This window comes from Chloroflexota bacterium (assembly GCA_009840625.1).
GTDB lineage: Bacteria > Chloroflexota > UBA11872 > UBA11872 > VXNJ01 > VXNJ01.
This window is the reverse complement of sequence record VXNJ01000019.1, coordinates 18,358-43,926: the sequence shown is the minus strand read 5'-3', so window position 1 is coordinate 43,926 and position 25,569 is coordinate 18,358. Positions and strand designations below refer to the sequence as shown.

General features: G+C 62.4%; 21 protein-coding genes. 13 read left to right on the top strand and 8 right to left on the bottom strand.

The features are described 5' to 3' along the window. The first annotated feature begins 16 nt into the window (after positions 1–16). The 4 genes from F4X41_10035 to F4X41_10020 all read left to right on the top strand — a co-directional run bounded on the left by F4X41_10035 (position 17) and on the right by F4X41_10020 (position 3,543). Positions 17–1,006: a cation transporter gene (locus F4X41_10035; protein ID MYB17347.1), complete on the top strand. Its 990-nt coding sequence runs from the start codon at positions 17–19 to the stop codon at positions 1,004–1,006. A 48-nt stretch (positions 1,007–1,054) separates the two neighbouring features. Next, positions 1,055–2,752, top strand: coding sequence for a CBS domain-containing protein (locus F4X41_10030; protein ID MYB17346.1), 1,698 nt, complete (start codon positions 1,055–1,057; stop codon positions 2,750–2,752). A 150-nt stretch (positions 2,753–2,902) separates the two neighbouring features. After that, a complete protein-coding gene (locus F4X41_10025; GenBank protein MYB17345.1) occupies positions 2,903–3,127 on the top strand; it encodes a hypothetical protein in 225 nt (74 codons plus the stop codon). A gap of 32 nt (positions 3,128–3,159) precedes the next feature. Further along, entirely contained in the window at positions 3,160–3,543 is a 384-nt protein-coding gene (locus F4X41_10020; GenBank protein ID MYB17344.1) for a PIN domain-containing protein, read from the top strand. 133 nt (positions 3,544–3,676) lie between these two features. Here the strand turns inward: F4X41_10020 and F4X41_10015 are convergent, their stop codons facing one another. Further along, positions 3,677–4,549 (bottom strand): aldo/keto reductase, encoded by an 873-nt coding sequence (locus tag F4X41_10015; GenBank protein ID MYB17343.1) that lies wholly within the window; start codon positions 4,547–4,549, stop codon positions 3,677–3,679. Between the two features lie 18 nt (positions 4,550–4,567). Beyond that, complete coding sequence (locus tag F4X41_10010; GenBank protein ID MYB17342.1) at positions 4,568–6,013, bottom strand: sulfatase-like hydrolase/transferase; 1,446 nt, start codon at positions 6,011–6,013, stop codon at positions 4,568–4,570. A 495-nt stretch (positions 6,014–6,508) separates the two neighbouring features. On the opposite strand from F4X41_10010, the gene F4X41_10005 reads away from it, so the two are divergent. The 3 genes from F4X41_10005 (at position 6,509) to F4X41_09995 (ending at position 10,987) form a co-directional block, all read left to right on the top strand. Then, the gene (locus tag F4X41_10005) at positions 6,509–7,234 is read left to right on the top strand and encodes a hypothetical protein (GenBank protein ID MYB17341.1); all 726 of its coding nucleotides are present in this window, start codon (positions 6,509–6,511) and stop codon (positions 7,232–7,234) included. 58 nt (positions 7,235–7,292) lie between these two features. Further along, positions 7,293–9,242 carry a DUF2075 domain-containing protein gene (locus F4X41_10000; protein ID MYB17340.1) on the top strand — a complete coding sequence of 650 codons (1,950 nt, stop codon included), beginning with the start codon at positions 7,293–7,295 and terminating at the stop codon, positions 9,240–9,242. 80 nt (positions 9,243–9,322) lie between these two features. Further along, positions 9,323–10,987 carry a sulfatase gene (locus F4X41_09995; protein ID MYB17339.1) on the top strand — a complete coding sequence of 555 codons (1,665 nt, stop codon included), beginning with the start codon at positions 9,323–9,325 and terminating at the stop codon, positions 10,985–10,987. Between the two features lie 202 nt (positions 10,988–11,189). On the opposite strand, the gene F4X41_09990 is transcribed toward F4X41_09995, so the two are convergent. The 3 genes from F4X41_09990 to F4X41_09980 form a co-directional block, all read right to left on the bottom strand. Beyond that, on the bottom strand, positions 11,190–12,383 hold the full coding sequence (locus F4X41_09990) for a YhfX family PLP-dependent enzyme (protein ID MYB17338.1): 1,194 nt from the start codon (positions 12,381–12,383) through the stop codon (positions 11,190–11,192). A 94-nt stretch (positions 12,384–12,477) separates the two neighbouring features. Beyond that, on the bottom strand, positions 12,478–12,909 hold the full coding sequence (locus F4X41_09985; protein MYB17337.1) for a rhodanese-like domain-containing protein: 432 nt from the start codon (positions 12,907–12,909) through the stop codon (positions 12,478–12,480). 205 nt (positions 12,910–13,114) lie between these two features. Further along, complete coding sequence (locus F4X41_09980) at positions 13,115–14,029, bottom strand: sugar ABC transporter permease (protein MYB17336.1); 915 nt, start codon at positions 14,027–14,029, stop codon at positions 13,115–13,117. Positions 14,030–14,348: 319 nt separating this feature from the next. Between F4X41_09980 and F4X41_09975 the strand changes: the two genes are divergently transcribed. Both F4X41_09975 and F4X41_09970 read left to right on the top strand, forming a co-directional pair. Further along, positions 14,349–14,648 carry a lipocalin-like domain-containing protein gene (locus F4X41_09975; GenBank protein ID MYB17335.1) on the top strand — a complete coding sequence of 100 codons (300 nt, stop codon included), beginning with the start codon at positions 14,349–14,351 and terminating at the stop codon, positions 14,646–14,648. A 66-nt stretch (positions 14,649–14,714) separates the two neighbouring features. Then, a complete protein-coding gene (locus F4X41_09970; protein MYB17334.1) occupies positions 14,715–15,197 on the top strand; it encodes a GNAT family N-acetyltransferase in 483 nt (160 codons plus the stop codon). A 41-nt stretch (positions 15,198–15,238) separates the two neighbouring features. Here F4X41_09970 and F4X41_09965 read toward each other — a convergent pair whose 3' ends face one another. Together F4X41_09965 and F4X41_09960 are read right to left on the bottom strand one after the other, a co-directional pair. Further along, a complete protein-coding gene (locus F4X41_09965; GenBank protein MYB17333.1) occupies positions 15,239–16,498 on the bottom strand; it encodes an acyltransferase family protein in 1,260 nt (419 codons plus the stop codon). Positions 16,499–16,535: 37 nt separating this feature from the next. Next, positions 16,536–17,327: an SDR family oxidoreductase gene (locus F4X41_09960; protein MYB17332.1), complete on the bottom strand. Its 792-nt coding sequence runs from the start codon at positions 17,325–17,327 to the stop codon at positions 16,536–16,538. Between the two features lie 97 nt (positions 17,328–17,424). Here F4X41_09960 and F4X41_09955 point away from each other — a divergent pair, with 97 nt between their 5' ends. The 3 genes from F4X41_09955 to F4X41_09945 all read left to right on the top strand — a co-directional run bounded on the left by F4X41_09955 (position 17,425) and on the right by F4X41_09945 (position 23,322). After that, positions 17,425–18,792 carry a Fic family protein gene (locus tag F4X41_09955; protein MYB17331.1) on the top strand — a complete coding sequence of 456 codons (1,368 nt, stop codon included), beginning with the start codon at positions 17,425–17,427 and terminating at the stop codon, positions 18,790–18,792. 113 nt (positions 18,793–18,905) lie between these two features. Next, complete coding sequence (locus F4X41_09950) at positions 18,906–22,457, top strand: TM0106 family RecB-like putative nuclease (protein MYB17330.1); 3,552 nt, start codon at positions 18,906–18,908, stop codon at positions 22,455–22,457. Further along, positions 22,357–23,322: an ankyrin repeat domain-containing protein gene (locus F4X41_09945; GenBank protein ID MYB17329.1), complete on the top strand. Its 966-nt coding sequence runs from the start codon at positions 22,357–22,359 to the stop codon at positions 23,320–23,322. The genes F4X41_09950 and F4X41_09945 overlap by 101 nt, the downstream gene beginning before the upstream one ends. A 56-nt stretch (positions 23,323–23,378) precedes the next feature. On the opposite strand, the gene F4X41_09940 is transcribed toward F4X41_09945, so the two are convergent. Next, positions 23,379–24,350 (bottom strand): phosphotransferase, encoded by a 972-nt coding sequence (locus F4X41_09940; GenBank protein MYB17328.1) that lies wholly within the window; start codon positions 24,348–24,350, stop codon positions 23,379–23,381. Between the two features lie 86 nt (positions 24,351–24,436). On the opposite strand from F4X41_09940, the gene F4X41_09935 reads away from it, so the two are divergent. Then, positions 24,437–25,564, top strand: a complete 1,128-nt coding sequence (locus F4X41_09935) for a class II histone deacetylase (protein MYB17327.1) — start codon at positions 24,437–24,439, stop codon at positions 25,562–25,564. The last annotated feature ends 5 nt before the right edge of the window (positions 25,565–25,569 follow it).

Below are 25,569 nucleotides of genomic sequence, written 5' to 3'. Positions count from 1 at the left end.
AGCAGCGGGGCGGGCAATGGCGCATCACCACCACCACCATGGTGATGGAGATTCCCACGGCCATACCCACGGGGTCGTCGACGCGACGATCGCCACCACCTCGCGCGGAATCTGGGCGATCAAATGGTCGTTCGTCGGTTTGGCAATGACCGCCGCGATCCAAATAGTCATCGTCATCCTGACCGACAGCGTTTCGCTGCTGGCCGACACCATCCACAACATTGGCGACGCCATGACCGCGGTGCCGCTGTGGATCGCGTTCCTGTTCGCGCGCCGGGCCGCCTCGCGACGATTCAATTTCGGGTTCGGGCGGGTCGAGGACCTGGCCGGGGCGGTGATCGTCCTGGTGATCGCGTTCAGCGCCGCGGTCGCCGGATACCAGTCGGTAGAACGCCTGATCAACCCCCGCGATATCCAGTACGTTGGCGCGGTCGCGGCTGGCGGAGCGATCGGCTTTCTCGGCAATGAGGCCGTCGCGCTCTTCCGGATCAGGATCGGGCGCGAGATCAACAGCGCCGCGCTAATCGCCGACGGGCAGCACGCCCGCATCGACGGCCTGACCAGCCTGGCGGTTCTGGTCGGCGCAGTGGCGGTCTGGGCCGGATTCCCGCTGGCCGACCCGATCGCCGGACTGATCATTACTGTGGTGATAGTCAAGATAGTCATCGATTCGGCGAAATCGGTCTTCGGACGCATGCTCGACGGCGTCGAACCCGAAGTCCTGGATCAAATCGAGCACCTGGCGTCACACGTTGCCGGGGCCGACGTGCCGATCCGGGCCCGGGCGCGCTGGATCGGCCATCGGCTGCAGGCCGAAGTTCGCATCGACATCGCCGGCGAGAAAACGGTCGCCACCGCCCGAGAACTCGAGAACCGGGTGGCCGAGGAAATTCGCGCCCACATTTCCTATGCCGGCGAGATCCTGGTGATCGCCCGCCCGCTGGATGCCGAAAACGGCCGTGAGCCCCGCCCGGCGCGGACCGCCGACGCCGATCGGCACGAATAGCCAGTAGGCGCAATACCGCCGGCCGCAGGGCCTTAATGCGTAAATTGCATGCAGCGGCGACCGGATGACCGCGGCAACACAGAGGAGCGAATCAGCGGTTTGGAACTAACTGAAGCACTGCTCTCGATCGGCCTGCTGATAGTTACGGCCAAGCTCCTGGAAGGGGTGTTCAAGCGGTTCGGCCTGAACGCGATCGTGGCCTATGCCACCGCCGGCGTGCTGATGGGGCCGTTGACCGGCCTGGCCCATCCGGGCCCGAGCCTGGAGATCATCCTCGGGATCGGCATCTTCATGCTGTTCTTCCTGATCGGCCTGGAAGAGCTGGACATCAAGGGATTCGTGGCGGCCGCGCGCGGCCGAATTTTGGTCGCGGCAGTGCTGTCGGTAACCATTTCGCTGCTGGCGGCTCTGGCGGTAACCACCGACACCGTAATCGACCTGGAACTGGGCCTGGAATTCACGCACGCGCTGGGGTTGGCCGGCGTGCTTTCCCTATCGAGCCTGGGGGTGGTCGCCAAGGTACTCGTCGACGAGGGGCGGGTCAACGACCGGGTCGGCGTGCAGATCTTCACGGTAGTGATCCTGGCCGAGCTGGTGGCGCTGTTCGTGGTCGGGTTCTCCATCAGCGAGCACATCCACATTTCCGGCAGCAACCCCGGACTCGACGCGCTCGAGGTGCTGTTGCTGATCGGGCAGATCCTGGCCTTTGCCGCCGTCACCTGGCTGGTTTCCACCAAGGTCCTGCCAAGGGTAATCGTCTGGTTGCAGCGCTTCTTGAGGGTGCCGCAGCTTTCGTTCGGCCTGCTGCTGGGCAGTCTGTTCCTGGTCGTGGTCGCCGCCGAGCGGGCCGGCCTGCACGGGTCGCTGGGCGCGCTGCTGTTCGGCGCCGCCCTCTCGACTCTTCCTTACCAGGTGCGACGCGACATCATGCCCGGCATGCGGGGTACCGCCGAGGGCTTCTTTGTGCCGCTGTTCTTCGCCTCTGCCGGTCTCTACCTGAGCCCTGACTTCCTGGAACTTCCCCCGCAGACGATCGTGGCGCTGGTGTTCCTGCCGCTATTTGGCAAATTCCTCGGCTCGATCTTCGGCGCCTACGTCACCCGCCTGGAAGCGCCCTTTGCCACCGCGACTGGGCTGATGGCCAAGGGCGTGGCCGAGGTTGCGCTGCTACTTCTGCTGCTCCAGACCGGGGCCATCAACCAGGCCGTTTTTTCGCTGCTGGCGCTGGTGATGCTCGGCTACATGCTCATCACCCCGCTCGGGATCAGTTTTTCGGTTCGGCGGCTCAAGACCCCGAAGCAGGCCGTCCCGGTCGGCGAGATTCCGAGTTCCTTCGGCCGATTCGCCCTGGAGGGCATCCAGGTTAACGACATCCTCGACCGCTCGCGCAGCCACGCCGACAAAGGAATGTCGGTGAAGACATTCGCCGAGCACTACCTTCTGCCGGAACAGAACGACTACGTGATCGTCGACGAAGGCCAGGTCGCCGGAATGGTGTCGCTGAGCATGCTGCGTTACCTGCCGCGCACCGAGTGGGACGATACCCCGCTCGAAAGGGTGCTGCGCGACCGGGTGGTCTTCGCCTACACCGACGAATACGTTGAGGACGTGCTGCAGCGCATGACCGAGAGTTCGGTATCAACGCTCCCCGTTGCAGAGCGTGAATCGGATGAATTCATCGGTTCGATTGCCAGCACCGAGGTGCTGGAAATGATCGTCGATTCAGCCAAGGGCCACGAGATCTAGGTCGGATTCGGCGTCAACGATCACGGCCAGCTACCCAAGCGTCACCGGCAGCTCCGGCCGATCCCGAGCCTGGCAGTTCATGAATTCAAGTGGCACTACAATAGTGCACACTGTTTTAGTGTATTCAATTGACTTTCGGCGGATTCAGCAATGCGAAACATCACCTTGAGCGCCGACGAAGCGCTCATCGACGCGGCCCGGCGCCGGGCTTTGGCCAACAACTCGACGTTGAATGCGCAATTCCGCTCATGGCTTGAAGAGTACGTAGGGCGAGACCGACAAGCGTTTAAGGCGATGGAGACGGTCGATCGGTTGTCGGCGAATTTGCGTACTGGGGGGCGTCGTTTTACCCGTGAAGAATTGAACGAACGTTGACGCACTTGCTTGACACCAACGTCGTCGTGTACATGTTCGACGACGTCAATACCGGCAAGCGCGACCGGGCCAGGCAGCTAGTCGGTGACGCGATCGGTTCAGGCGAGGGCGTGATCTCTCACCAAGTGGTCCAGGAAGCGCTGAACGTATTAGCAAGCAAGCTCGGAGCTACGGCCGGACAGCAACTGGAAATCTTCGACAACGTCCTTTGCACTCTGTGGCGTATTCCTCCGACTGCCGATTTGTATCGTCGCGCAGTCGCAGTCAGCGAACGTTACCGATTTGGTTTCTACGATTCGCTTGTGATTGCTGCCGCTCTCGAGTACGGCTGCGACTTTTTGTATTCGGAAGACTTGCAACACGGACAAGTCGTCGACACCGTCACCATCCGGAATCCGTTCCTGGATCTCAATTAGCCCGCCGGAAGGTCGCTTTCGTTTGTCGGCGCTTCATCGCACCCATTGGTTCCAAAAGCCGATTCGGGTCCAAATCGAAATTGAGGGATTGCACCCGCCAACTGGCGCCGCGGGAGTTGCTCGGCAGCGAACTTTAAGCGGGCAGGATCGCCAATCGCGGCTCAGGGAAACGCGGTCGGTGCGCATCCACAATCGCGGCTTGCTCTTGGGTCGAAATCGGGCGGAATTCCTCCGCCGCCTCCAGGAGCTTGGGAACTAAAGTCACCTCGCCGGTCGAGGGCGCGGTGTGAACGTCTTGGGAGAAAAGCCAGTTGACGCAGTCTTGGATTTCCTCCTGCTCGCGCACCGGATCGTACCAGGTGCGGCAGTCCTTTTCAGCCGACCCCCAGCCACCGCCCGCCAGGATCTTGATGCACTGGATGCCCACGTCGCGCTCATGGCACAGATCCAGCAGGCGCTGGGTGTCCTCCCGGTATTCCCGGCTGCGCCAGAGCGCCTTGGCCACCGGAAACATGACCGTATCGAAGTCATAGCGCTCCAAGGCGTTCAGGAAAACACGGGGCGCGTATGGGCCGTGACTGGTTATCCCGATCCAGCGGGTCTGCCCCTGTTCACGCATCTCCTCAAGGGCCCGGATCGCACCGTGCGGAGCGAGCGCGGCGTCTAACTCGGCCATCGTGGTAACCGCGTGCAACTGAAAGAGATCGAATCGGTCGGTTCCCAGGCGCTTGAACGTCGAGTGGATGTCGGTCCAGGCCTCGGTACGGCTGCGGCCCTGGGTCTTGGAACCAAGAAATATCTGGTCCCGGATCTTCGGCAGCCAGTCCCGGAATCGCTCCAACGCCTGTCCGTAAGTCGGGGCGATGTCGACGTGGTTGACCCCGTGGGCCAGGAAATGTTCCATTGCCTCATCGACCGCCGCTTGCGACTCCGGCCCGAATCCGGCGGTGCCGACGGTGATTATGGTGCTTTCGTGGCCGGTGCGGCCAAGCCTTCTTTTTTCCATACGTTTCCTCCTGTGCGGCTACCAGACCGAGAGGCGCTCGGGGAGCGGATCGACGGTGAACGCCATCCGGTCGGCGAGCCGCTCGTAGAGTTCGAGTTTTAGTTCGCGGTGATCGGGGCTGTTCCACAGGTTCACGTTCTCGCCCGGGTCGGCCGCCAGGTCGTAGAGTTCGCCGCCGCCGGTGCCGTGGGCGGCCACCAGCTTGGCATCGCGGGTGCGCACCACGGTCACCTGGGCGCTGGGCTCCAGGTGCCAGGGCATGGCGTTGTAGTACTCGGAATAAATGTCCTCGCGGTGGGAATTCAGGTCGGCCCGCCCGGTCAGGATCGGCCAGAGGGACTTTGCCTGCATGCCCGACGGGTGGGCGATGCCGCAGGCGTCCAGGATGGTGGGGGCGATGTCGGAAAGTTCGATCAGCGCGCTCGAGCGGACGCCTTCCGGGATATGGCCGGGCCAAGAGACGATGAAGGGGACCCGGATTGCGCATTCGTACATGTAGGGCCCCTTCCAGTAGATGCCGTGGTCGCCCAGCATCTCGCCGTGGTCGGACATGAAGATTACGATCGTGTTCTCCGCTTGGCCGGAGGCCTCCAAGTGGTCCAGCAACCTTCCAACCTGGTCGTCGATCAGATCGCACATCGCGTAGTAGGCGGCCTTGATCAGGCGGTGGTCGTAATCTGACATCTCCGGATATACGTGGGCCTTGCTGGAAGCGTAGGCCCCTTCGTGGTCGATGCGCTGGAACTCGGGCTTGCTGTCAAGCTCCCCTTCGACGTAATTTGGCAGCGGCAGGTCGTCCAGGCGGTCCAGGTATCGCTCCAGGTAGTCGCGCGGAGGGTCGAAGCTGTGGTGGGGGTCGAAGATGTTGATCGAATACAGCCAAGGCGCATCGAATCCGGCCCGCGAGTTGATAAAGTCCATCGCTTTGTTCACGCACCAGGTGGTCTGGTGCCACTCGGCGTCCATGCCCGCCTGGACGTGTTCATTGCCTTCGTACGGCTGGGTCGAGTATTCGCGTCCGTTTTGCTCGAGCCAGTTGATGTACTGGTTGTTGGGCCAGTTGCGTCCCGGGTGGTGCGACCAGTCAAAAACCGCGTAACCATCGTCGATGCGGCGTTCGCCCATGGGGGCGGCAGTCTCGTTGCAGGCTGAGATGTGCAATTTGCCAGAGAGCCCGCAGTAATAACCTTCTTCGGCCATGATCTTGGTGATCAGGAGCTCATCGGCAGGGATGTTGGCCCCGTTCTGACGTCCCCGGCAAGTCCGCGGGTAGCGCCCGGTCAGAAAGCTGGCCCGGCTCGGAGTGCAGACCGAGCTCTGCGAGAAGCAGTAGTCGAAGGTCATGCCCCGTTCGGCCAGGCGGTCAATGTTGGGCGTGTTGACCCATTCGTTGCCGTAGACCCCCAGCGTGTCCCAACGCTGCTGGTCGGTACAAATCCAGAGGATGTTGGGGCGATTGGACATAAGGCTCTTTATGACTAGTGGCGGAATTGCGACTACTCAATTGTTGCCCGCCCGTGCCCACCATCGGAGCGATCCGGTCCGGTCGGGCTCACGAATCGCCAGGCCGGCCAGGTGAGGTTTAGGTTAGTTGCCCGCGAGTGCTCGAAACTACTGGAACTTTGCATGCCCGGAACGCTCGGATCCGCTTGGGGGAAGGGCATCATAGGATGGCGATGCAGCCTGGCAATCGATCTGGATTAAATTGCGCCCGTCTCCGACCTTGAACCTGAAAACGTGGATCAACCAAGCGTCGTAGCCAACACAGATCTCGGTTGGTTCTCGCACTTTCGTCCCGTCGATCGACTGGTGCAAGTCGACGAGGTCAATTTCTGGCAACCCACCGCACGCCATTCATTCGGGGCCCTTCAGCGCGGCCAGCCGTTCTTTTTCCGCCTCAAGAAGCCCCATTACGCTATCGCCGGATTCGGCCTGTTCGCCAGATTCGACCGCCTGCCAGTGGGACTGGCCTGGGACGTATTCGGCCAACGCAACGGATTTGCCGACGAGGCGTCGTTCCGCAACGCGCTGGCAGATTACCGACGAAGGATGAATGTCCCCTTGGGGCGGGATTTGAATTGCATCGTGCTGGGCGAGGTCGTGTTCCTGCCATCAACGGCTTGGGTTCCGTGGGGCGATTCCCAGGGGTGGAGCCGCAATCTTGTCAGTTTCAAGAAATTTGACTTGGCAGATAGTTCAGGTCGACAGTTGGCCGATATCCTCGCCACCTGCGACCATCAACCGCTGCCTGTATTTGGGCACGAATTCGAACCGCTGGCCGTGGACGACAGAAACTACAAGTTCGTGCCTCGCGCCGAGCGCCCGGGCCAACGAGCGTTCAAATTACAGCTGCTTGCCGCCTACGACAGGCAATGCGCGGTCACTACCGAGCACGCATTGCCGGTGCTGGATGCTGCGCACATCCAGCCTTACCGGGGCCGGGATTCCGATCACCCTCAGAACGGCATCATCCTGCGGTCTGATCTCCACCGGCTCTATGACCGTGGTTATTTGACGATTACCCCGGACCTGGAGTTGGAAGTCAGCCAGCGGCTGCGCGATGAATTCAATAACGGCAAACGCTATTACGATTTGCAGGGGAAGCAGATCATCGTGCCTGGGGATCCCCGCCTAGCGCCAAGCCGGAGCGCCCTGGACTGGCACGCTTCGCACGTTTTCCGCTGAATCGGGAGAAGGCCGAGAACGCCCGATTGCAACCGGGCGTAAACGCGTGCCGAAGGGCATGCGGCCATCAGAACAAAGGGCAGATCCGACAGTGACACCCGGTGCGCGCCGCGGATGGGATTCGACTTTCCCAGAGTTTGGAACCGCGCCCCGTTCCGAGGTTCTCTCCCAACTGCGGCGGGCGTATCCGGAGTCTTCTCCCCAAGAAGTCGATTCTTGGCGACGCAACGTCCCTGAGCTGCAGCGCGAAGTCAGCGAAGTCGTCAGAATCCAAACCGACGCCGCCGATTTCACCGCGGTCATGGAGTACGAGCTGCCGATGGAATCGCGGCGCGCCGATGTAGTCCTGTTGGTGGGCGCAGCAGTTGTCGTACTGGAGTTGAAGGGTAAGGTGGCTCCCTCCGACGCCGACATCGATCAGGCGCACGCCTATTCGCGCGACTTGTCGTGCTATCACCGCGATTGCCATTCCCGCCCCGTTCATGCGGTGCTTGTTCCAACCCGCATGCCGGGCCCAGTTCGCACCGAGCGCGGCGTGACGATCTGCCCACCCGATCTCTTGGATGGATTGATCGCCGATCTATCGGACGCGGCTACGCCGGACCCGCTGGTGGCCTCGCGATTCCTAGATTCCGACGCCTACCGACCGATGCCGTCGCTGGTCCGAGCCGCCCGTGAACTCTTTCGGCACAAACGCCCCCCGCAGCTCTGGCGGGCAGCTGCAAACACCGACGCAGCGGTCGAATGCGTGCAGACGATCGTCCGACAGGCATATCAGAAAGGAACCAGGCACCTGGTCCTTGTCCGAGGGGCGCCCGGGTCGGGCAAGACGCTGGTCGGCCTGCGACTGGCCCATTCACCGCGGCCGGGCGAATATGCCGCCGATGGCGATGGCCCGCAGGCGATTTTTCTGTCCGGCAACGGCCCACTAGTCGAGGTTCTCCAGTACGTCCTCAAACCCGGAGGAGGCGGCGGCAAAACATTCGTTCGTCCGATCCGCGACTATGTAAAGCGCTTCTCCCGCAATTCCAAGGTTGTTCCCGGAGAGCGGCTGGTGGTATTCGACGAGGCCCAGCGCGCGCATGATCGCGCCAGGGTCGCCGATGTGCACAAGACTCCTCCGCAGGTTGCAAGATCCGAACCGGAACATTTCATCGAGTTCGCCGAACGGCAGCCGGACTGGTCGGTCGTAGTCGGGCTGATAGGCGACGGGCAGGAAATCCACCTCGGCGAGGAATCGGGCCTTGCGCTGTGGGCAACCGCCTTGCGTCAGAGCCCGCAAACCAAATCCTGGCGGGTACACGGTCCCCAAGCAATGGCCGGGCAATTCGAAGGGTTGGACTTCTCGGCGCAGCCCGAACTCAGTCTCGACGAGACGATCCGTTCACACTTTGCCTCACGGCTGCACGAATACGTCGCCCGGATCGTGGCCGGACCCGAACAATCCGGAACGGGGATGCGGGCGCTGGCTGCCAGACTGGAGCGCGAAGGCCACGATCTGCGCATTACCCGCGACCTGGAAAAAGCCAAACGGTACTTGCGTGAGCGTTACGCCGATGATCCCGAGGCGAGATACGGACTGATCGCATCCAGCCGGGATCGGGATCTTGCCGGATTCGGCATACCAAACGACTGGCAGTCCACCCGTCGGGTCCGCTACGGACCCTGGTACAACGATCGCGAGGACGACCCGGCCGGGCAGTCCTGTCGCCATCTTGAAGAGGCCGTTACCGAATTCGGCGCCCAGGGTCTCGAATTGGATGCGGTCCTGCTGGCCTGGGGGACCGATTTTCGGATCGTAAATGGGAGCTGGTCGATCGACCGCGCCAGGAAGTACCGCCCTTCAGGGCACTCAACAGTCAAGGATCCGGCGGCACTGCGCGCCAACGCCTACCGCGTGCTGCTGACTCGCGGACGCGACGCCCACGTGGTGTTCATGCCCCCACTTGAGGAACTGGACGAGACGATGCGGTTCCTGTTGGACAGCGGATTTCGTCGCCTCCGCTAGGGTCCTGCACCTCGCTCCAGGTGCGAGCCACGGCCGCATAGACTGCCGCGTACCCACGCGGTGCTCTTAAACAAGGTGAAATCCTTGCCGGTCTACGACGCACAGACCCGGTTTTACAGAGGAATGTCTTGAAACCAAACATCGTTTTCGCATTCGCCGACGACTGGGGCAGATACGCCAGCGCCTACCGCGACCGGCCCGGCGAAGGCACCCTCCACGAACTCATCGACACCCCCAACTTCGACCGGGTGGCCGACGAGGGCGCGCTTTTCCTCAACGCGCACGTGCCGGCGCCAAGCTGCACTCCCTGCCGGAGCTCAATACTCTCGGGCAGGTACTTCTGGCAGACCGGCCTAGGAGCGATCCTGGCCGGCGCCAGGTGGGATGAGAGCATTCCGAGCTACCCCCTCATCCTGGAAGAGGCCGGCTACCACATCGGCTACACGTACAAGGTCTGGATGCCCGGGCTGGTCGAGCACGCCCCCTACGGCGGGGAGCGCACCGCCTACGAGTCGGCCGGCATCAGGTTCAACAACTTTTCCGAAGAGGCGACGCAGCGACTCAACAGCGTTTCCATCGAATCGGCCAAGCAGGAACTGCTGGACGAGGTCGGCGGCAACTTCGACAGCTTTATCGCCGCGAGGCCTTCCGATGCACCGTTCTGCTATTGGTGGGGGCCCACCAACACCCACCGCACCTGGCAGCGCGGCTCCGGCGAGCAGCTCTGGGGCCTCGACCCCGACGAACTTTCCGGCCGCATGCCCGAGTTCCTCCCCGACGTGCACGAGATACGCGAGGACTTCAACGACTATCTCGGCGAATGCCTGGCCTTCGATGCGGGACTGGGAGTCATCATCGAACGTTTGGAGTCGATCGGCGAACTCGAAAACACTTTGCTGGTCGTCAGCGGCGACCACGGCATCCCGGGATTCCCGCGGGGCAAGTGCAACCTCTACGACTTCGGGACCGAAGTGGCCATGTCGGTTCGCTGGCCGGGGCACGTAAAGCCGGGTCGCGTCATCAGCGATTTCGTGAACTTGATGGACTTGGCGCCCACCTTTCTGGACGCCGGTGGGGTGGAATACCCCGACGGGATGGTGGCGCGCAGCCTTATGCCCCTACTGGACTCCGACAAGAGCGGGCGCATTGAGGAGGAAAGGGACTTCGTCGTAACCGGCCGGGAACGGCACATGCTCGCCAGGGAGGGATATCTGCCGTACCCGCAGCGGGCGATTCGCACCGACTGCTTCCTGTACATCCACAACTTCGAGCCCGACCGCTGGCCGGCCGGGGATCCGGGCGGCCTGGACGATGATGCGGCACTGCCGCCGCCGGACGAGGACATCCTGTCGAATTACCTGGCGGTGTACGGAGACCTGGACCTGGGTCCCACGAAGTTGTGGATGATCCGCAACCGGGCCCGGGAAGACGTCAAGCCGCTATTTGAGTTGGGCTTCGGCAAGAGGCCGCGGGAAGAGCTCTACGACCTGCGCGTGGATCCCGACTACATGAAAAACGTGGCTTACGAAGACGAATACGAGCCGGTGCGCGCCGACTTGAACGCCCGCCTCATGGCGGTCCTGGAGGAACAGGATGATCCGCGCGTGGTCGAGTCACCGCCGAGGTTTGAGTTCCCGCCCTACGGGGGGCCCGTGCCCGAAGCGTGGCATGCCGAAAACAAGCGGCTGCTCTTTGCGAAAGATCCGAGGGTGTACGCGATGGTGTACGGAAACGAGGCACCCTGAACTGCCGCATTGCCACTACAAACCATCGGTTGGATGGTTCCAACGATGAAAGTGGGTGCGCGTTCTGTGATTTCCCGCTACCGCAGGCGTCACGTACGCAAAAGCTTCTGAATAAGTACTCCTGGATCCAAATACCGTGGCGGTGGCGGAACAGCCTGCGCAGCAGTAGATCAATCGACACCGCGTCCCGGATTTGAATTCGTTACCTGATTCGGCGGTTGGCCTTGTCGTGGACTGAAATCACGGTCGGTTCTCCCTGCTGCACGCCTTCAATTGCGGCCACGTGAGCAGAGCGCGAATTAAACACCTGCGGCCTGAAAAAGAAGATTGCCGAATCTCCCGGCCGGACTATTTGGCCGGCATCAGGGTATAGCCAGGCGTAGTAGTCGATCCAGCGCGCTGCGGGAATCTCGGCGGGCACCCTGTTGCCGGAAAGTGAATCCGGTTGATCGCCTACCAGCGCGGCCGAAACCGCCCATGGTCCGTCCTGGCGGGCAGGGTAGAACCCGCCGCCATAGACCATCACCCGGTCGCGAGCCCGGTGCGACACCTCTGTCAGATAGACCTGTCCGGGCCGACCGACATCATCGCCGAACAATTGCTGGGGGGCCATTCCCCAGAAGGCGGAACCGGGCTCGGCGTCCGTACCGCCATGGGCCGCGATCAGGTCCATTGACGCGCACGAAGAGTTGCCCGGACAGTTGATCTGAGGCATTTCGATGCCCAGTTCCTCCTGAACCCGGCGCGCCGCGTCTACAACCGTGGCCATGTTGGGCAGCGCCGTCAACCGGTTCGCGTCATGGTCGTAGTCAACGGTCGGAAAACCGGTGACGCCGACGATACGAACACCCGGCAGGTCCCGGATATTGCGGGCGAAATCCACCACCTGCTTGACGGGAATTCCGCCCTCTTGGCCCGCAAACGTGAAATCATCCGGTCCGGTGACTTTCAACAAGAGGTCCTGACGAATGACTCTGGCCGTTGCCGCTTCGGAGATCGCCTTTGCGTTCTCGTGGCCGTACACCGTCCAAACGTCCGGCCGCATAGACAGGACTTCCGGAATCCAAAAGCGGGGAATCTGGGAAAGATGCCCCACGTGGGCTACGTCGAGTCCCTGGGCGCTGATGGCACGGGCCCCTTCAATGTCGACGGCAACGAACTTTTCGACTCCGGCCGAGGAGATCGCCTCAAGGATTGAGGGATTGCGGTTGAACTGCTTGGTCATGGCATAGATCCGCAGATCGTTGGCCTCGGCGCGCTCGGCCAGCCGGGCGGCGCTCTCCCTGACGACTTCCAGGTCCACCACGTAGCAGTCCGGAGGTATATCGCCGCGTTGATGCAGGCGGCAGGTGGACTCAATCAGGGCGGGATTGGTTCGCTCGACGATTTCCAGCATGCTGCCAGACTAGACCCGGCAACGCAGGTCGCGCCGGTATTTCCCGAGACGCCCCCCGGCAGCCAGCTCGAAATGCTCGCGGACGTGCGTTCGCCTACCGGGCGGCCCGCCCGGTTGACGACTCCACAATGTTGATCGCAGAGGGGACCGGGATACTCCCGTTCGACCCATGAGTGGGATATCCGTCTCGCTTCCACCAGTCCAGGCCGCCGATGAGCTCGCGCACCTGGAACCCGAGCTCAAGTAGCTTAAGCGCGGTCTTGGTCGAAGCGTTGCAGCCGATGCCGTCGCAGTAGCACACCAGCACGCTGGATTTGTCCAGCGCGGCCGCAGTAGCAGCGCTGATCGATCGGTGTGGGAGGCTGATCGCGCCAGGGATGTGTTCGGCTGAATGAGCCTCGGCCGAGCGGCCGTCGATTACGGTGATCGGTTCGCCACGATCCAGCGCCGCGTGCAGATCGGCCGAATCGGTCTCATAGGCGAGTTTGCGTTGCAGATGACCAAGTTGGTCGACGTTGGCATTCATGGGATGCTCGCTCTATCTCGGATGGCGAAGTGGCCGTTCAATTTGCTCAGCCATTGTGATCACAAAAGTCGCGGATTGGGTCGCCGAACCGGAGGAGATTCGCGGCAGTCTGCATGAGGGAGCCGCGGGGGAGAACGCTGCGGAGTCCGCAGGGCCGCGGTTGGGTTCAAATGCCGCGCCGAAGCGGCAGGTTGCGTTATCTAGCTCAATAGACGATGTCGTACGACAGAAGGCGGGCGTTTATGACGGTGATGGCGGCAATCACCACGAAAAGCACCACTGACATTGCCGACCCATAACCCATTTGCAGGTTTACGAGCGCCTCGAAGTAAATGTGCATCACGATTGTGATCGTCGAATCCAAAGGGCCGCCGCAGATCGAGTCGACACTCAGGCAGGCCAAGACGAACACCTGCGTGAACATCTGCAGCGCGCCGATGAAGTAGACGATCACCACGAAGTACGTGGTCGGACCCAGCAGCGGAATGGTGATCCGGAACATCTTCGATATCCGCCCGGCGCCGTCGATCTCGGCCGCCTCGTAAAGGTGCGGCGGTATCGACTGCAGGCCGGCCAGGTAGATGACCATGTTCAGGCCCATGTTCTTCCAGATGCTCATCAGGATGATCGAGAGCAGGGCGGTGTCGGCGCTGCGCAGCCACTTCAGGCCGGGAAACCCCACAAACCGCAGGATCTGGTTGCCGACTCCGAATTGGGGTTCGTAGATCCAGAGAAAGATGACCGAAACCGCCACGAACGAGGAAACGACCGGCATGTAGAACATGGCCCGGAAGAAATAGATGCCGCGAATGGACCGGTCGATCAGGACCGCCAGGAGCAGCGAGCTGATCACCCCGGCCGGAACCGTGCCTAGCGCAAAAACCAGGGTGTTGCGCATTGCCGGGTAAAACTGCGGGTCGCTCCGGATGTCGGTGTAGTTGCTTGCCCCGGTCCATTCGGGAGCCGTCAGAAGGTCGTAGGAGGTGAAGGAGTAGTAGACGGCACCGAATATCGGGACGATCACGTAAATCCCGATGAAAACCACCGACGGCAGCACGAACAGGTAGGCGGTAAAGCCGCCCCGGGTAGTCAGGCCCAGGCGACGGCGCAGGGACACCATGCGTTTGGTTCCAGTCAACCGTGCTCCCACCCCCGAAAGCTCGCGAGTCACATACTATATTTGGCCGCAAATGACGACCTCTGCCGGAGGCTCTGGCCGCCGCGACCCGGCTCGCCGCGATTGGGTCTCGATCCGGACAAATGCGGCCAGATTCTCAATAGCTGCTCCGTTGCAAAGGCTGTGAGCGCGCATGCAAGATGGATCGATTGCCGGGACCTGGCGTCTGACCAAATACGAAGCCCGCGGCGCGGACGGGTCGGTCAGCAGCCCGCTCGGTCCGGACGCAGACGGCTAGCTTATTTACACCGACGATGGGTTCATGTCGGTGGCGATGATGTCGGCCGGCCGGCAAGGCTACGCCCAGGAGGACCTGCTGGGCGGGACCGACGCCGAAAAACTGGCCGCGGCGGAGGGATTCTTCTCCTACTGCGGGCGCTACGAAATCGACGGCGATTCGGTGCTCCACCACATCGACGTGGCCTTTTTCCCAAACCGAATAGGTTCCTCGCAGCGGCGCTACTTCCGCCTGGAAGGCGACCGCCTGCTGCTTACGACTCCTCCGATGATGATCAAGGGCGTGGAAAAAATAGGCCACATCCATTGGGAGCGCGCCCGCTAGTGCCGGCTATGGAAGGACGGCGCCGCACCCTTGCCTGAGAGTCAATACGGGCTGCCCGGGCCATCGATGATCACTATCCGGCGCGCCCGACCGCGGGATCTGGAAACGATCGTGGATTTCAACGTTCGGCTGGCCGATGAATCCGAGGGCGTGGAACTCGATCGCGACCGCCTGCGCTCCGGGGTTGCCAACGCGCTCGCCGACGAGCGCCGCGCGTTTTACCTGATCGCCGAGTCAGATGGTGCTCCTATCGGGCAGCTGATGATCACCTACGAGTGGAGCGACTGGCGCGACGGTGAGTTCTGGTGGCTCCAGAGCGTGTTCGTAAGGCCCGAATTCCGGCGCCAGGGCGTCCTCAAAGCCCTGTACGGGCGTGTGCTGGAGCTGGCCGACGAGCGCAACGTGTGCGGAATCCGGCTGTACGTCGAACGCGAAAACGTAGCGGCCAAAGCCGCCTACGAGAGCTTTGGTATCACCGCGGCCGTGTTCGAAATGCATGAGCATGACTTCGTCATCCAGCGCGGCCCGGACCACGCGAGCAGCGAATAGCAGGCGGCCCGAGCCCCCCCTGGAAGTCATCCGAATCCGGTTTACCGCGGTCTGGGCGGGACCCTCGAACGCGGACCGTTGAGCATCGATCCCAGCAGCGAATAGCGGACCAGGTAACGATAGCTGACCAGGGTCACGGCGCCGGTCAGGGCGCAGGCAATCAGGAACTTTGCCTCGGCGCCGAATTCCAGGCCAATTCCGAAATCCAACCTTCCCTGCCGGTCACGGTGGGCGAACCAGAAGGTCAGGAAAGCCACCAGCGGCAAATGGAGGATGTATACCCAGTAGGCGGAGTCGGCGAGCCAGCGGACCCATTCCAGCGGACGCTGCAAGACCCGTTCGAACAATCCGATCAACCCGGCGCAAATCAGGGCCCCGGCGGCTCCGTAGAAGATCGTACCCAGCAGCCAGATGGATTCAATCTCCTCTTGGGCGGCGCCCCGGTTCGAGGCATCGTCAAGCGCCCCGAGCAGCACGAAATGGGCCAAGAATGCCGCCAGCGCCGTGACCCAGAGAGCGGCCAGGACAACAGGGTCTTTCCACCGTTCGATCAAATGGCGGCGGGCAAACAGTCCGTATCCGTAGAAGAAAAACAGTGCGCCGTACAACAAGTCCGGCCAGTTGAGCGGCCAGATCGGTTTGGACTCGTCGCCGCCGCGAAAAACCAGCAGCGCGATGCCGGCCAGCGCAAGAAGCAGCGGAAATCGCGCGTAAACCGCAATTCCTGCGCGCCCGCACCATTTCTTCAATTCAGCCGAGCGCAGCACATGCTGGGCCATTCCCGTACTTGCCAGCAATCGAAACGCCAGCAACGCGGCGTACATGAGCAAGAGCTGGTAGAGGAACCAGAGGTGGGCGACCAGTTCACCGCTCGAACCCAGGTCCTGTGACCCCCGAACCACTACCCAGAATGTTTCGACCGACATCTTGCCGGTCCACCCGTATACCCAGATCGGCGGGATCAATACCGTCATCACGGCGCCGAACAGCACCAGCGGCAGGCCGACACGCTTCAGTCGGTCCACGGCAAAGATCTTCATCGCGCGGCGACTGAGCACCAGATGGGCGAAGAATCCGGCCATGAGAAAAAACACCGGCATCCGCCAAGCGTGAATGAAGTCGAACACCAGGAACAGTAGCAGCGACTGATCGTCGTCGGCCGGCCAGGCGAACTCGAATCGGAGCAAACGCGAAAAATAGGGAAGTGACGCGTGCACGACTATGCCGAGCAGCATCGCGAACCCGCGCAGGCCGTCCAGCCCGTGGTATCGCCGGCTCGAATCCTGAGCCGGGGTGCTCATCCCGACGGTCGGGCGGCGGGCGTTGGCCGGCGCCGAATCAGGTGTGCACCGAGCGCTGCGACCCACCTCCGGCGGCGATCACTTCCCCAGTGACGCATTCGGACTTGGGCGAGGCAAGATAGGCGGCCAGCCAGGCCAGGTCCTGCGGCCGCGGCAGTCGCCTGATAGCCACGCCGGCGGCCGATTCGCGCTCCAGCTCCTGGCGCGAGATGCCCCGCTCGGCAGCCTGCCTGTCCAACCGTGCGTCGACGGCCTCGGTCACGGTGAGGCCGGGGTGAATCACGTTGAGCGTAATCCCGTCCGCACCCAGTTCGTCAGACAGGGTCTTGGACATGTGGACGACCGCTGCGTTGCGGAGGCCGTAGATCGACGAGCTGCGCGCCGACAGCCCGCCGATGCTGATGATCCGCCCCCATTTGCGGGCCCGCATGTGCGGCGCAACCGCCTTGATGGTGCGGAAGTAACCGACCACCTTGGTGTCCAAGTCTTCGATCAGGTCCTTCTCCTGGGCCTCGTCCAGGTCGCCAGTGACCTGGCCGCCGGCCATGGCGGCCGAGTTGACCAGGATGTCGATGCGTCCAAATTCGGTAATCGTCTTGTCCACCAGATTCTGGACGGCTGCGGTGCTGGTCGTATCCGTCGGTACTCCAATCACCCGGCGCCCGGTCGATGCGGCAATCTCCTTGACGGTTGCCTCCAGCGGGCCGGCGGTTCGGGCAGCCAGGGCCAGGTCGACACCTTCGCGGGCAAGTTCAATCGCGATCGCTTTGCCAATCCCCATGCTTCCGCCGGTGACTACCGCTACTCGGCCACCAAGTTCCAAATCCAAGTCAATCTCCAATACCAGGAGGGCCCAAGTTAGCTGATTTTGAATTCCGGAGGCGCTTCACATCGCGACCGAGTTGGGGCCGCAATGCGCGAGCTAGATGATCGCTGGGCGTGCCTTTCCCTATGTGTCCGGGTGCGCAATCGCGACATCACAGCCCTGCGGTGATGGGCGGCGATCCATATTCAATTCCGTCAAAATAACGGCGCCGATTATCGTCCTTATTGCATGCTGGCGACAATATGGAAGGAATTTCAACTCTTTATTGCCCTCAGGCAACAACAAGAATCATTTGACGAGAGCATCGAATTTGAGCTCGACTGCCATCGGCCGCGCAGGTCGATACATTTCCCAGCCCGCCGGATACCGGGCGTTCATCCCACGCTCGTTGCCACCAGACCCACCTCTGCAACTGGACGAGACCGGACACTCTCTGCTTTCAGAAGCCGGAATCGCGCTTGGCCGCCTTGACGGATCAATCCAAATCTTGCCGGACGCCGACCTGTTCATGTACATGTTCATCCGTAAAGAAGCCGTACTGTCTAGCCAAATCGAAGGAACGCAAAGTTCGCTAAATGATTTGCTGGCCGCGGAGGCCAAGCTTTTCGGGCTGCACGAACGCGACGATGTCTGGGAAGTGATTAACCACGTCCAGGCACTCAATCACGGGCTGGAGCGCCTCGAAACGTTGCCGCTATCGATGCGCTTAATCAAGGAAATCCACGGCGTTTTGATCAAGGACGTTCGCGGATCGCAATACCGTCCGGGGGAATTCAGGACATCCCAAAACTGGATTGGAGCTGCGGGCAGCACCATAAACGAAGCGGTATTCGTGCCTCCCCCGCCGCACGAGATGCAGACTGCGCTTGGGGAACTGGAAAAGTTCTGGCATTCAATGTCGGACTTGCCGATATTGGTCAAGGTCGCACTGGTGCACGCGCAATTTGAAACCATTCATCCATTCCTCGATGGAAATGGGCGAATCGGGCGGCTTCTGGTCACGTTCTTGCTGATCATTTCACGGACCCTGCGCAAACCCGCGTTGTTTCTTTCGGAGTACTTCATCCGGCGCCGGGACGAATACTACCTCCGCCTACAGGCGGTACGGGATGAGGGCGCCTGGGAGGAATGGGTTATGTTCTTCCTCAGAGGTGTGTTGCAGGTCAGCGACCAGGCCGCATTGGCAGCGGCCGAGGTTGTCGCTCTTCGCGAAGAGCACAGGCAAAAAGTTACCGAGAACTTCGGGCGCTCGGCCGCCAACGGATTGCGCATATTGGAACTCCTGTACAAGTTCCCGGTCGTTAATGTGAACCTGGTGAGCCGCAACACAAAGATCGGCTTTGGCCCAGCCAATCTCTTGATCGCCCGATTTGTGGAAGAAGGTTTGCTGGCAGAAATCACCGGGAACAAACGCAACCGGTTGTTCCAGTACAAGCCATACACGGATCTGTTCGCGGGTGGCCCTTGAAACGGCGAATCGCCCGGAACCAGCCCCTGGCCGTGTTTGGATTCGCGGCGACGGCGAAGAGGTTTGGCGCTATCCGGCGGGCCGATGGACGCCCTTCTTGGCGGGTTTAAACGATGCGTAAACGGGGCGGGGAATTCGTTTACTCGGCCACCGACCTGGTGGGTTACCTGGAGTGTGAATACTTAACCCGGCTCGATCGGGCGTTGGCGGCAGGGCTACTGAATCCACCGCTGGAAGACGATCCCGTGCTGGAAAGAATCGCCAAGCGCGGCGAATTGCACGAACGTCGGTTCCTCGGGACGCTCAGGGAAAACGGTGCATGCGTCACCGAAATCGAATTTGACGAGAGTCTTTCCACCGAGGGGCGCCTGCGGGCCGGCCGCGACGCCACGATTGCAGCGATGCGAGCCGGGGCGGGGGTCATTTACCAGGCTGTTTTGTACGACGGTCGCCGCCTCGGATTTGCCGACTTTTTGCGGAGGGTCGAGGAGCCCAGCAATCTGGGCCTGTGGGGTTACGAAGTGTGGGACACCAAACTTGCCCGCTCGCCCAAAGCCTCGGCGGTCCTGCAACTGTGTTTTTATTCGGACCTGGTCGCAGGGATCCAGGGAACCCAGCCGCAAAACATGTACCTGGCGCTGGGCGGGTTTGCGAGAGAAGAGGCCCGTTTCAGGGTCGCCGATTACTCAGCCTACTTCCGACTCGTGGCCGGCTCCTTCGAACGGTTCCTGGAGGACGGTTCCGATCTTCCACCCAAATCGACGCCGGATCCGGTCGCGCACTGCGAGGTTTGCCGCTGGAGCGTGAATTGCCGGCGACGCTGGCGCGAATCAGACGACTTGGCGCTGGTGGCGAACCTGGATACACGGCACCGGTTGCGGCTACGCCAATCCGGCATAACAACACGCACAGGTCTTGCCCGGCTCGCGGACGCCCAACTCTCGGAAATCGAAGATATCGGCCGACACTCCCTGACGCGGGCCCGCGATCAGGCCGAGATCCAGGTCAGGGGCGACCGGATAGGAGAGGTGATTTCGGAGAGGATAGGGCCGCCGGCCGGCCGCGATGGTGGGTTGTTGGAGGATCATGGCCTGCTGATGTTGCCGGAGCCGACCCCTGATGACCTCTTCGTCGATTTCGAAGGCGACCCATTCTTCGAATCAAGCGAATTCGACGGAATCGAGTACCTATTCGGAGCCTTGGAGGCCGGCGCCGCGGACGACCTCAAATTTCACGCTTTCTGGTCGATCGAGCGGGGTACGGTCACGACCGCCGCCGAACGCCGCGCGTTCGAGGAGTTCATCGACCTGCTCACGGGGCGGCTCGAGAAGAACCCCGATCTGCACGTCTACCATTACTCCCCGTACGAACCGGCGGCAGTACGACGTCTGGCGGGACGCCACAACACCCGCGAAGAGGAGGTTGACCGCCTGTTGCGCGGCCGGGTGTTTGTCGATCTTTACCGGGCCGTGCGCCAGGGTATCCGCGCGTCGGTGGAGAGCTATTCGATCAAAAAACTCGAACCGCTTTACGGCTTTGACCGCAAAGTAGACCTACGCGAGGCTGGCCAGAGCCTGGTCGAATTCGAAACCTGGTTGGAACTGGACAACGAGGAGGCGGGCAGGGAACGCGAATCCCTCCGGCAGGCGATTCAGGACTACAACCGCGACGACTGCATTTCCACGCTTCGGTTGCGTGATTTTCTGGAGCGTGAGCGCTCAAAACTACGGGACGAACTGGGGCGCGAGCTCCCACGTCCGGCTGCACCGCGGCCGGAAGAGACCGGCGATTCGGAGCAGCAGCAGGGGGTGAACCGCCTGGTCGACGCGTTGTTGGCGAACCTGCCAACCAATACCGCCGAGATGGACTCCGATCAGCGTGCGACTTGGCTGTTGGCACAGCTGCTGAACTGGCACCGGCGCGAGGACAAGTCCTTCTGGTGGGAGTACTTCAGGCTTCGCGACGAACTCGACGATGCCGAACGGATCATCGACTCGTCAACGCTGGGCGGGCTCAGCCCAGCCGGGTCCTGGCCTGATCCCCGACCCCGCTCCAGGTCGACCATATACGCCTTCAGCTATCCGGCCCAGGAACACGCAATTGAGCTGGATACTTCGCCCCACGACCCCGCGACCGGAAAAGCCGCGGGCAGCGTCGTTAGCGTCGACGACCGCCGGCGCCAGATCCAAATCCGCCGCGGCAGCAGTCGTCCTGCCCCCCGGCCAAACTCCCTGATTCCTTTCGATCACGTCAATCCTGGACCGAAACCGGAACGGCTCCGGCAGCTTGCCCGCTGGACACAAGAGCGCGGAATCCAGGCATCTGGCCCCAACCGGGCCGGTAGGGACCTATTGCGGCGGGTTCCTCCGCGGCTGGGCAACAAACCGGGCCAGCCGCTGCACTTGCCGGGGCAGGACCCGGCAGAGGTGGCGCGGCAACTGGCTCTGGGACTTGACGAGAGTTATCTGGCAATTCAGGGACCGCCGGGCTCAGGAAAGAGCACCACCGGGGCCGAGATCATCGTCGACCTGGTCGAGTCGGGGCTACGGGTTGGAGTAACTGCGAACAGCCACAAGGTATACGGCGAACTGATGGCCAAGGTCGCGGCGGCGGCAGAAAAACGCGGCCGCCGCCTGCGCATGGGGCAGCGTTCACCGGACCAGTCGATTACTTATGCCGACAGGCTAGAGACCGGCGACGCAGTCAAGGCTTTGCTTGGCGGCGCCTACGACGTCATCGGTGGAACGACCTGGCTATGGGCCCGCGGAGAATTGATCGACTGTATAGACGTATTGGTGATCGACGAAGCTGGTCAAATGTCGCTGGCCGACGCGCTGGCCGCTTCGGCCTGTGCCCGGAATCTGGTTCTGCTAGGAGACCCGCAGCAGCTCAATCAACCGCTGAAAGGCGTTCACCCGCCCGGGGCCGAGCGTTCGGCCATGGGTCACATCCTCGACGGCGATCGGGTAATCTCCCCTGAGATGGGCGTCTTTCTTGACGGGACCTGGCGGCTGCACCCGCGGATCTGTTGCTTTACATCCGAAGTCTTCTACGAGGGTCAATTGCGTTCGCGCCCCGATCGCGAGAAGTGGTTGCTCGAGGGTGCGGGCCCGTTGTCTGGGGCCGGAATCAGATTGGTTCCGGTGAGCCACGCTGGCAATTCGAACAAATCAGCCGAAGAGGCCCGCGAGCTGTCTCGGATCGTAGGCAGTCTGCTTGCGTCCGGGCCGCGCTGCCGCGATCCTTCCGGGTCCATGAGGCCAATAACTGACGAAGACGTCCTGATAATCACTCCCTACAACGCCCAGGTTGCCCAAATTGAGGATGCCATGCCCGGAGCGCGGGTGGGAACGGTCGACAAGTTTCAGGGTCAGGAAGCTCCGGTGTCCATCTACTCGATGGCCACTAGCAGCCCCGCCGACGCCCCGCGAGGAATGGAGTTTCTCTACAGCCTCAACCGACTAAACGTAGCCACTAGCAGGGCCCAGTGCCTGACTGCAGTAATTGCCAATCCGGACCTGGTCCAAGTCCGCTGCCGCACGCCACGGCAAATGCGGCTCGCGAATGCGATGGCCCGATTTTTCGAACTGGCGGAACTCCCTCCGGATGGGTCGGTCGGCAGGGAGTCAGACAAGCCCGACGTGGACCGAAATGGGCCTTCGTGAGCTGTTGATCGGGGCCGCGGCAATGATCGACCCGCGCCGCAGCACCCGCGCCCTGCGGGCCGCCCGTACGGGCAATGTGAGCGAACTTGGCGCATTACTTGAATCAGAACCCCGATTGGTGCACGCTCGCGCAAGCGGTAACACGACTCTGGAGTGGCTCACCCAACCCGGCTTCGCTCCGCCCGACCCGGCGGTGGTAGATCTCCTGATCAAGGCCGGCTCGGAAGTGGACCGGGCGCTGAACCTGGCCGGATGTTGGAACCTGCCCGAAATGTGCAGGCAACTGCTGGCAGCCGGCGCCGACCCTTCGGCCCGCGCCGACGCCGGAATCACCCCTCTCGAATCGGCGGCGATGCACAGCTCCAAAGAAGCCGCCGACGTGCTGGTTGATCACGGCCTGCACCGACCCTCGCTCTGGCTGGCCGCGGCGGCCGGGCAGCTGGAGGCCGTGCGCGACTGGGTGTCGCCGGACCTGACTCTCCGTCGCGACCCAGGTCCCTACCGGCCAAACTGGGCCGACGTGGGTCGACCCGCGGGGGAGCCCGCGTCGGCGGATGACCTTGAAATCATCGGCGAAGCCTTAGTCTTTGCCGCTTTGAACGACCGGCGCAGCGTGGTTGATTACCTGCTCCAAATCGGCATCGACGTCGACTCCCGCCCCTACCGCAACACCACCGCCCTGCACTTCGCCGTCCAGTTCCACCGCCCTGAAATGGTCAGAAACCTGCTGGATCGAACCGCAGATGTTTCGATCCGGGACGACTTATTCGGGGCCGATGCCAAAGGCTGGGCCGAAGCCTGCCGCGACGGCAGCCCGGCGTCGGGGGAGATTCTCAGAATGCTCGAGGGTGCCAGCGCGCACTGATCGCGACGCCCTTCGGTGGTTTCAGCAGCGATCCAACTTGAGGGACCGCCTGTCCTTCAATCGCGCCCGCGCCGGATCCGCGCCGCGGCCCCGGCGACGAATTCATTGAAATTGCGCAGCAGTTCCCGGCTGTCCGCGCCAGCGGGGGGATCGAGCAGCCAGGCGAAGGGATCGGGGAGCGGCCGGGCGGCCGCGGCCAGCTCCCAGAACGCGAGGTTCTTGACCGCTCCGGCCCCGGCCTCATAGCGCCGCAGGAATATGTCGGCGGCCTCCTTGATCCCGCGCAGGTGCATCTCCATCCGAAAGTTGCCGACATCCACCGCCCGGTCTCCCACCGCGGCACCGTCCCAGTCGACGATTGCCGCAATCCGGTCCCGGTCCCACAGGACGTTTCCGGGCCAGAAGTCCATGTGCAGAAACGCCTGCCGGGTGCATTCGAGCTCGGGACGCAGCTCTTCGATCGCCCCGTAAATCTGCTCTGACAGCGGATGGCGGGCGTTGGCGGCGGGCCAGTGACCGCTAAGGAAATAGAGCCCGATCGCTTCCCCGTCATAGAGGCCGTCCCGCTCGTCTGCCGAAGGGGCGATGTCGTGAATCGCCAGCAGGGCATCGGCCATCGCCTCAGCCCAGGCCGCGACGTCTTTGGGGCGCATCACCTGGGCGCCCGCGACGAATCCGGTTACCAGTCCCGGCACTCCCAATTCGCTGCCCGAAGCGTCAAGTAGCAGCGGCTCCGGGACCGGGATGCCGTGCCGGTGGGCGATTTCCAGCCCCCGAAACTCGGCGGTCGCCCGCTCCGCGTCAAGTGAATCGGTCAACTGCTTGATCACCAGGCAGATTTCGTGGCCCCGCGGCGAAACCGCCCTGACGATGTGGACCCGGTTCGTGTAGGCAGCCCCGGCCGGGGTCACCGACGCCAATCGATGACCGGGTGCGACCCGGTCCAGCAGCGGCTGCACGACTGCCGAGTCCAGTGGCCTGGGGCGCCCGGATTTCAATTCCGGCCGCCAAGCTTGCGCGCCGGAGATCGGGTTTCACCAGGGCAGGCCCGCGGTATGGCCGAATAGACTGCCCGGGGATTGGCCCCGATTGCAACCGAACAGGAATGGCCGCCATGGCAGAGCGCCGGACCGGATGGGTCTATCACGAGTCCTACCTGTGGCACGACACCGGCCGATGGCAGGCGCTCGGACCCGAGCACGGACGCTGGCTGCAGGCCTGGGAACATTACGAAAACCCCGATACGAAGCGACGCTTCAACAACCTCCTGGAAGTTTCGGGTTTCTCCGAGGAACTGGTCCGGCTAAAACCGGAGCCGGCCACTATCGAACAGGTGCTGCGGTTTCATACGCGCGACCACGTCGAACGGGTGCGGAAACTCTCGGCCGCGCGCGGCGGCGATGCCGGCATAGGCGCCGAGTTCTCCACGGGCGGATTCGAGATCGCGCTGCTTTCCGCCGGCGGAACGATCAGGGCGGTCGACGCAGTGCTCGACGGCGAGGTGGACAACGCCTACGCGCTGGTACGCCCGCCCGGTCATCACGCCGAGCGCGACCAGGGAATGGGGTTCTGCATCTTCGGCAACGTCGCGATCGCGGCCATGCACGCCCTGTCCGAGCGCGGATTGAGCAGGATCGCGACCCTGGACTGGGACGTCCACCACGGGAACGGCACGCAGCAGGCTTTTTACGATCGCAACGACGTTCTGACGATGTCGATTCACCAGGACGAGTGCTTCCCGCGCGACAGCGGCACCATCGGCGAACACGGTGAAAGCGACGGCGACGGCTTCAACATCAACATTCCCCTGCCGCCGGGCAGCGGGCACGGAGCCTATACCGAAACAATCCGCCAGGTCGTGGTCCCGGCCTTGCGGGCTTATAAGCCGGACCTGATCATCGTGCCGTCCGGGTTCGATGCCAGCAATTTCGACCCGTTGGCACGGATGATGGCGCACTCGGACACCTTCCGGGCAATGACGCGAATGCTGCTGGAGGCCGCCGACGAACTTTGTTCTGGGCGACTGGTTATGAGCCACGAGGGCGGTTACAGCCCGATCTACGTCCCGTTTTGCGGACTTGCCGTCATGGAAGAACTAAGCGGCAAGAAATCGATCGCCGGCGATCCCTTCGCAACCCACATCGCAACCGGAGGAGGGCAGGACCTGCAGCCACACCAGCAGGCCGCCTTGCACAACGTAATCCCATCGGTTGAACGGCTGCGAGAACTCGAAAGTAGCTAGGCGCA

Excerpts from the sequence above, each read along its gene's own strand:
- F4X41_09975 (MYB17335.1), top strand. The coding sequence starts at position 14,349 with ATGTCGGTGGCGATGATGTCGGCCGGCCGGCAAGGCTACGCCCAGGAG.
- F4X41_10015 (MYB17343.1), bottom strand. The coding sequence starts at position 4,549 with ATGGAAAAAAGAAGGCTTGGCCGCACCGGCCACGAAAGCACCATAATC.
- F4X41_09950 (MYB17330.1), top strand. The coding sequence starts at position 18,906 with ATGCGTAAACGGGGCGGGGAATTCGTTTACTCGGCCACCGACCTGGTG.
- F4X41_09945 (MYB17329.1), top strand. The coding sequence starts at position 22,357 with ATGCGATGGCCCGATTTTTCGAACTGGCGGAACTCCCTCCGGATGGGT.
- F4X41_09955 (MYB17331.1), top strand. The coding sequence starts at position 17,425 with ATGATCGCTGGGCGTGCCTTTCCCTATGTGTCCGGGTGCGCAATCGCG.
- F4X41_10025 (MYB17345.1), top strand. The coding sequence starts at position 2,903 with ATGCGAAACATCACCTTGAGCGCCGACGAAGCGCTCATCGACGCGGCC.
- F4X41_10010 (MYB17342.1), bottom strand. The coding sequence starts at position 6,013 with ATGTCCAATCGCCCCAACATCCTCTGGATTTGTACCGACCAGCAGCGT.
- F4X41_10030 (MYB17346.1), top strand. The coding sequence starts at position 1,055 with ATGCAGCGGCGACCGGATGACCGCGGCAACACAGAGGAGCGAATCAGC.
- F4X41_10035 (MYB17347.1), top strand. The coding sequence starts at position 17 with ATGGCGCATCACCACCACCACCATGGTGATGGAGATTCCCACGGCCAT.
- F4X41_10000 (MYB17340.1), top strand. The coding sequence starts at position 7,293 with ATGCGGCCATCAGAACAAAGGGCAGATCCGACAGTGACACCCGGTGCG.
- F4X41_09965 (MYB17333.1), bottom strand. The coding sequence starts at position 16,498 with ATGAGCACCCCGGCTCAGGATTCGAGCCGGCGATACCACGGGCTGGAC.
- F4X41_09935 (MYB17327.1), top strand. The coding sequence starts at position 24,437 with ATGGCAGAGCGCCGGACCGGATGGGTCTATCACGAGTCCTACCTGTGG.
- F4X41_09970 (MYB17334.1), top strand. The coding sequence starts at position 14,715 with ATGATCACTATCCGGCGCGCCCGACCGCGGGATCTGGAAACGATCGTG.
- F4X41_09985 (MYB17337.1), bottom strand. The coding sequence starts at position 12,909 with ATGAATGCCAACGTCGACCAACTTGGTCATCTGCAACGCAAACTCGCC.
- F4X41_10020 (MYB17344.1), top strand. The coding sequence starts at position 3,160 with ATGTTCGACGACGTCAATACCGGCAAGCGCGACCGGGCCAGGCAGCTA.
- F4X41_09980 (MYB17336.1), bottom strand. The coding sequence starts at position 14,029 with ATGGTGTCCCTGCGCCGTCGCCTGGGCCTGACTACCCGGGGCGGCTTT.
- F4X41_09990 (MYB17338.1), bottom strand. The coding sequence starts at position 12,383 with ATGCTGGAAATCGTCGAGCGAACCAATCCCGCCCTGATTGAGTCCACC.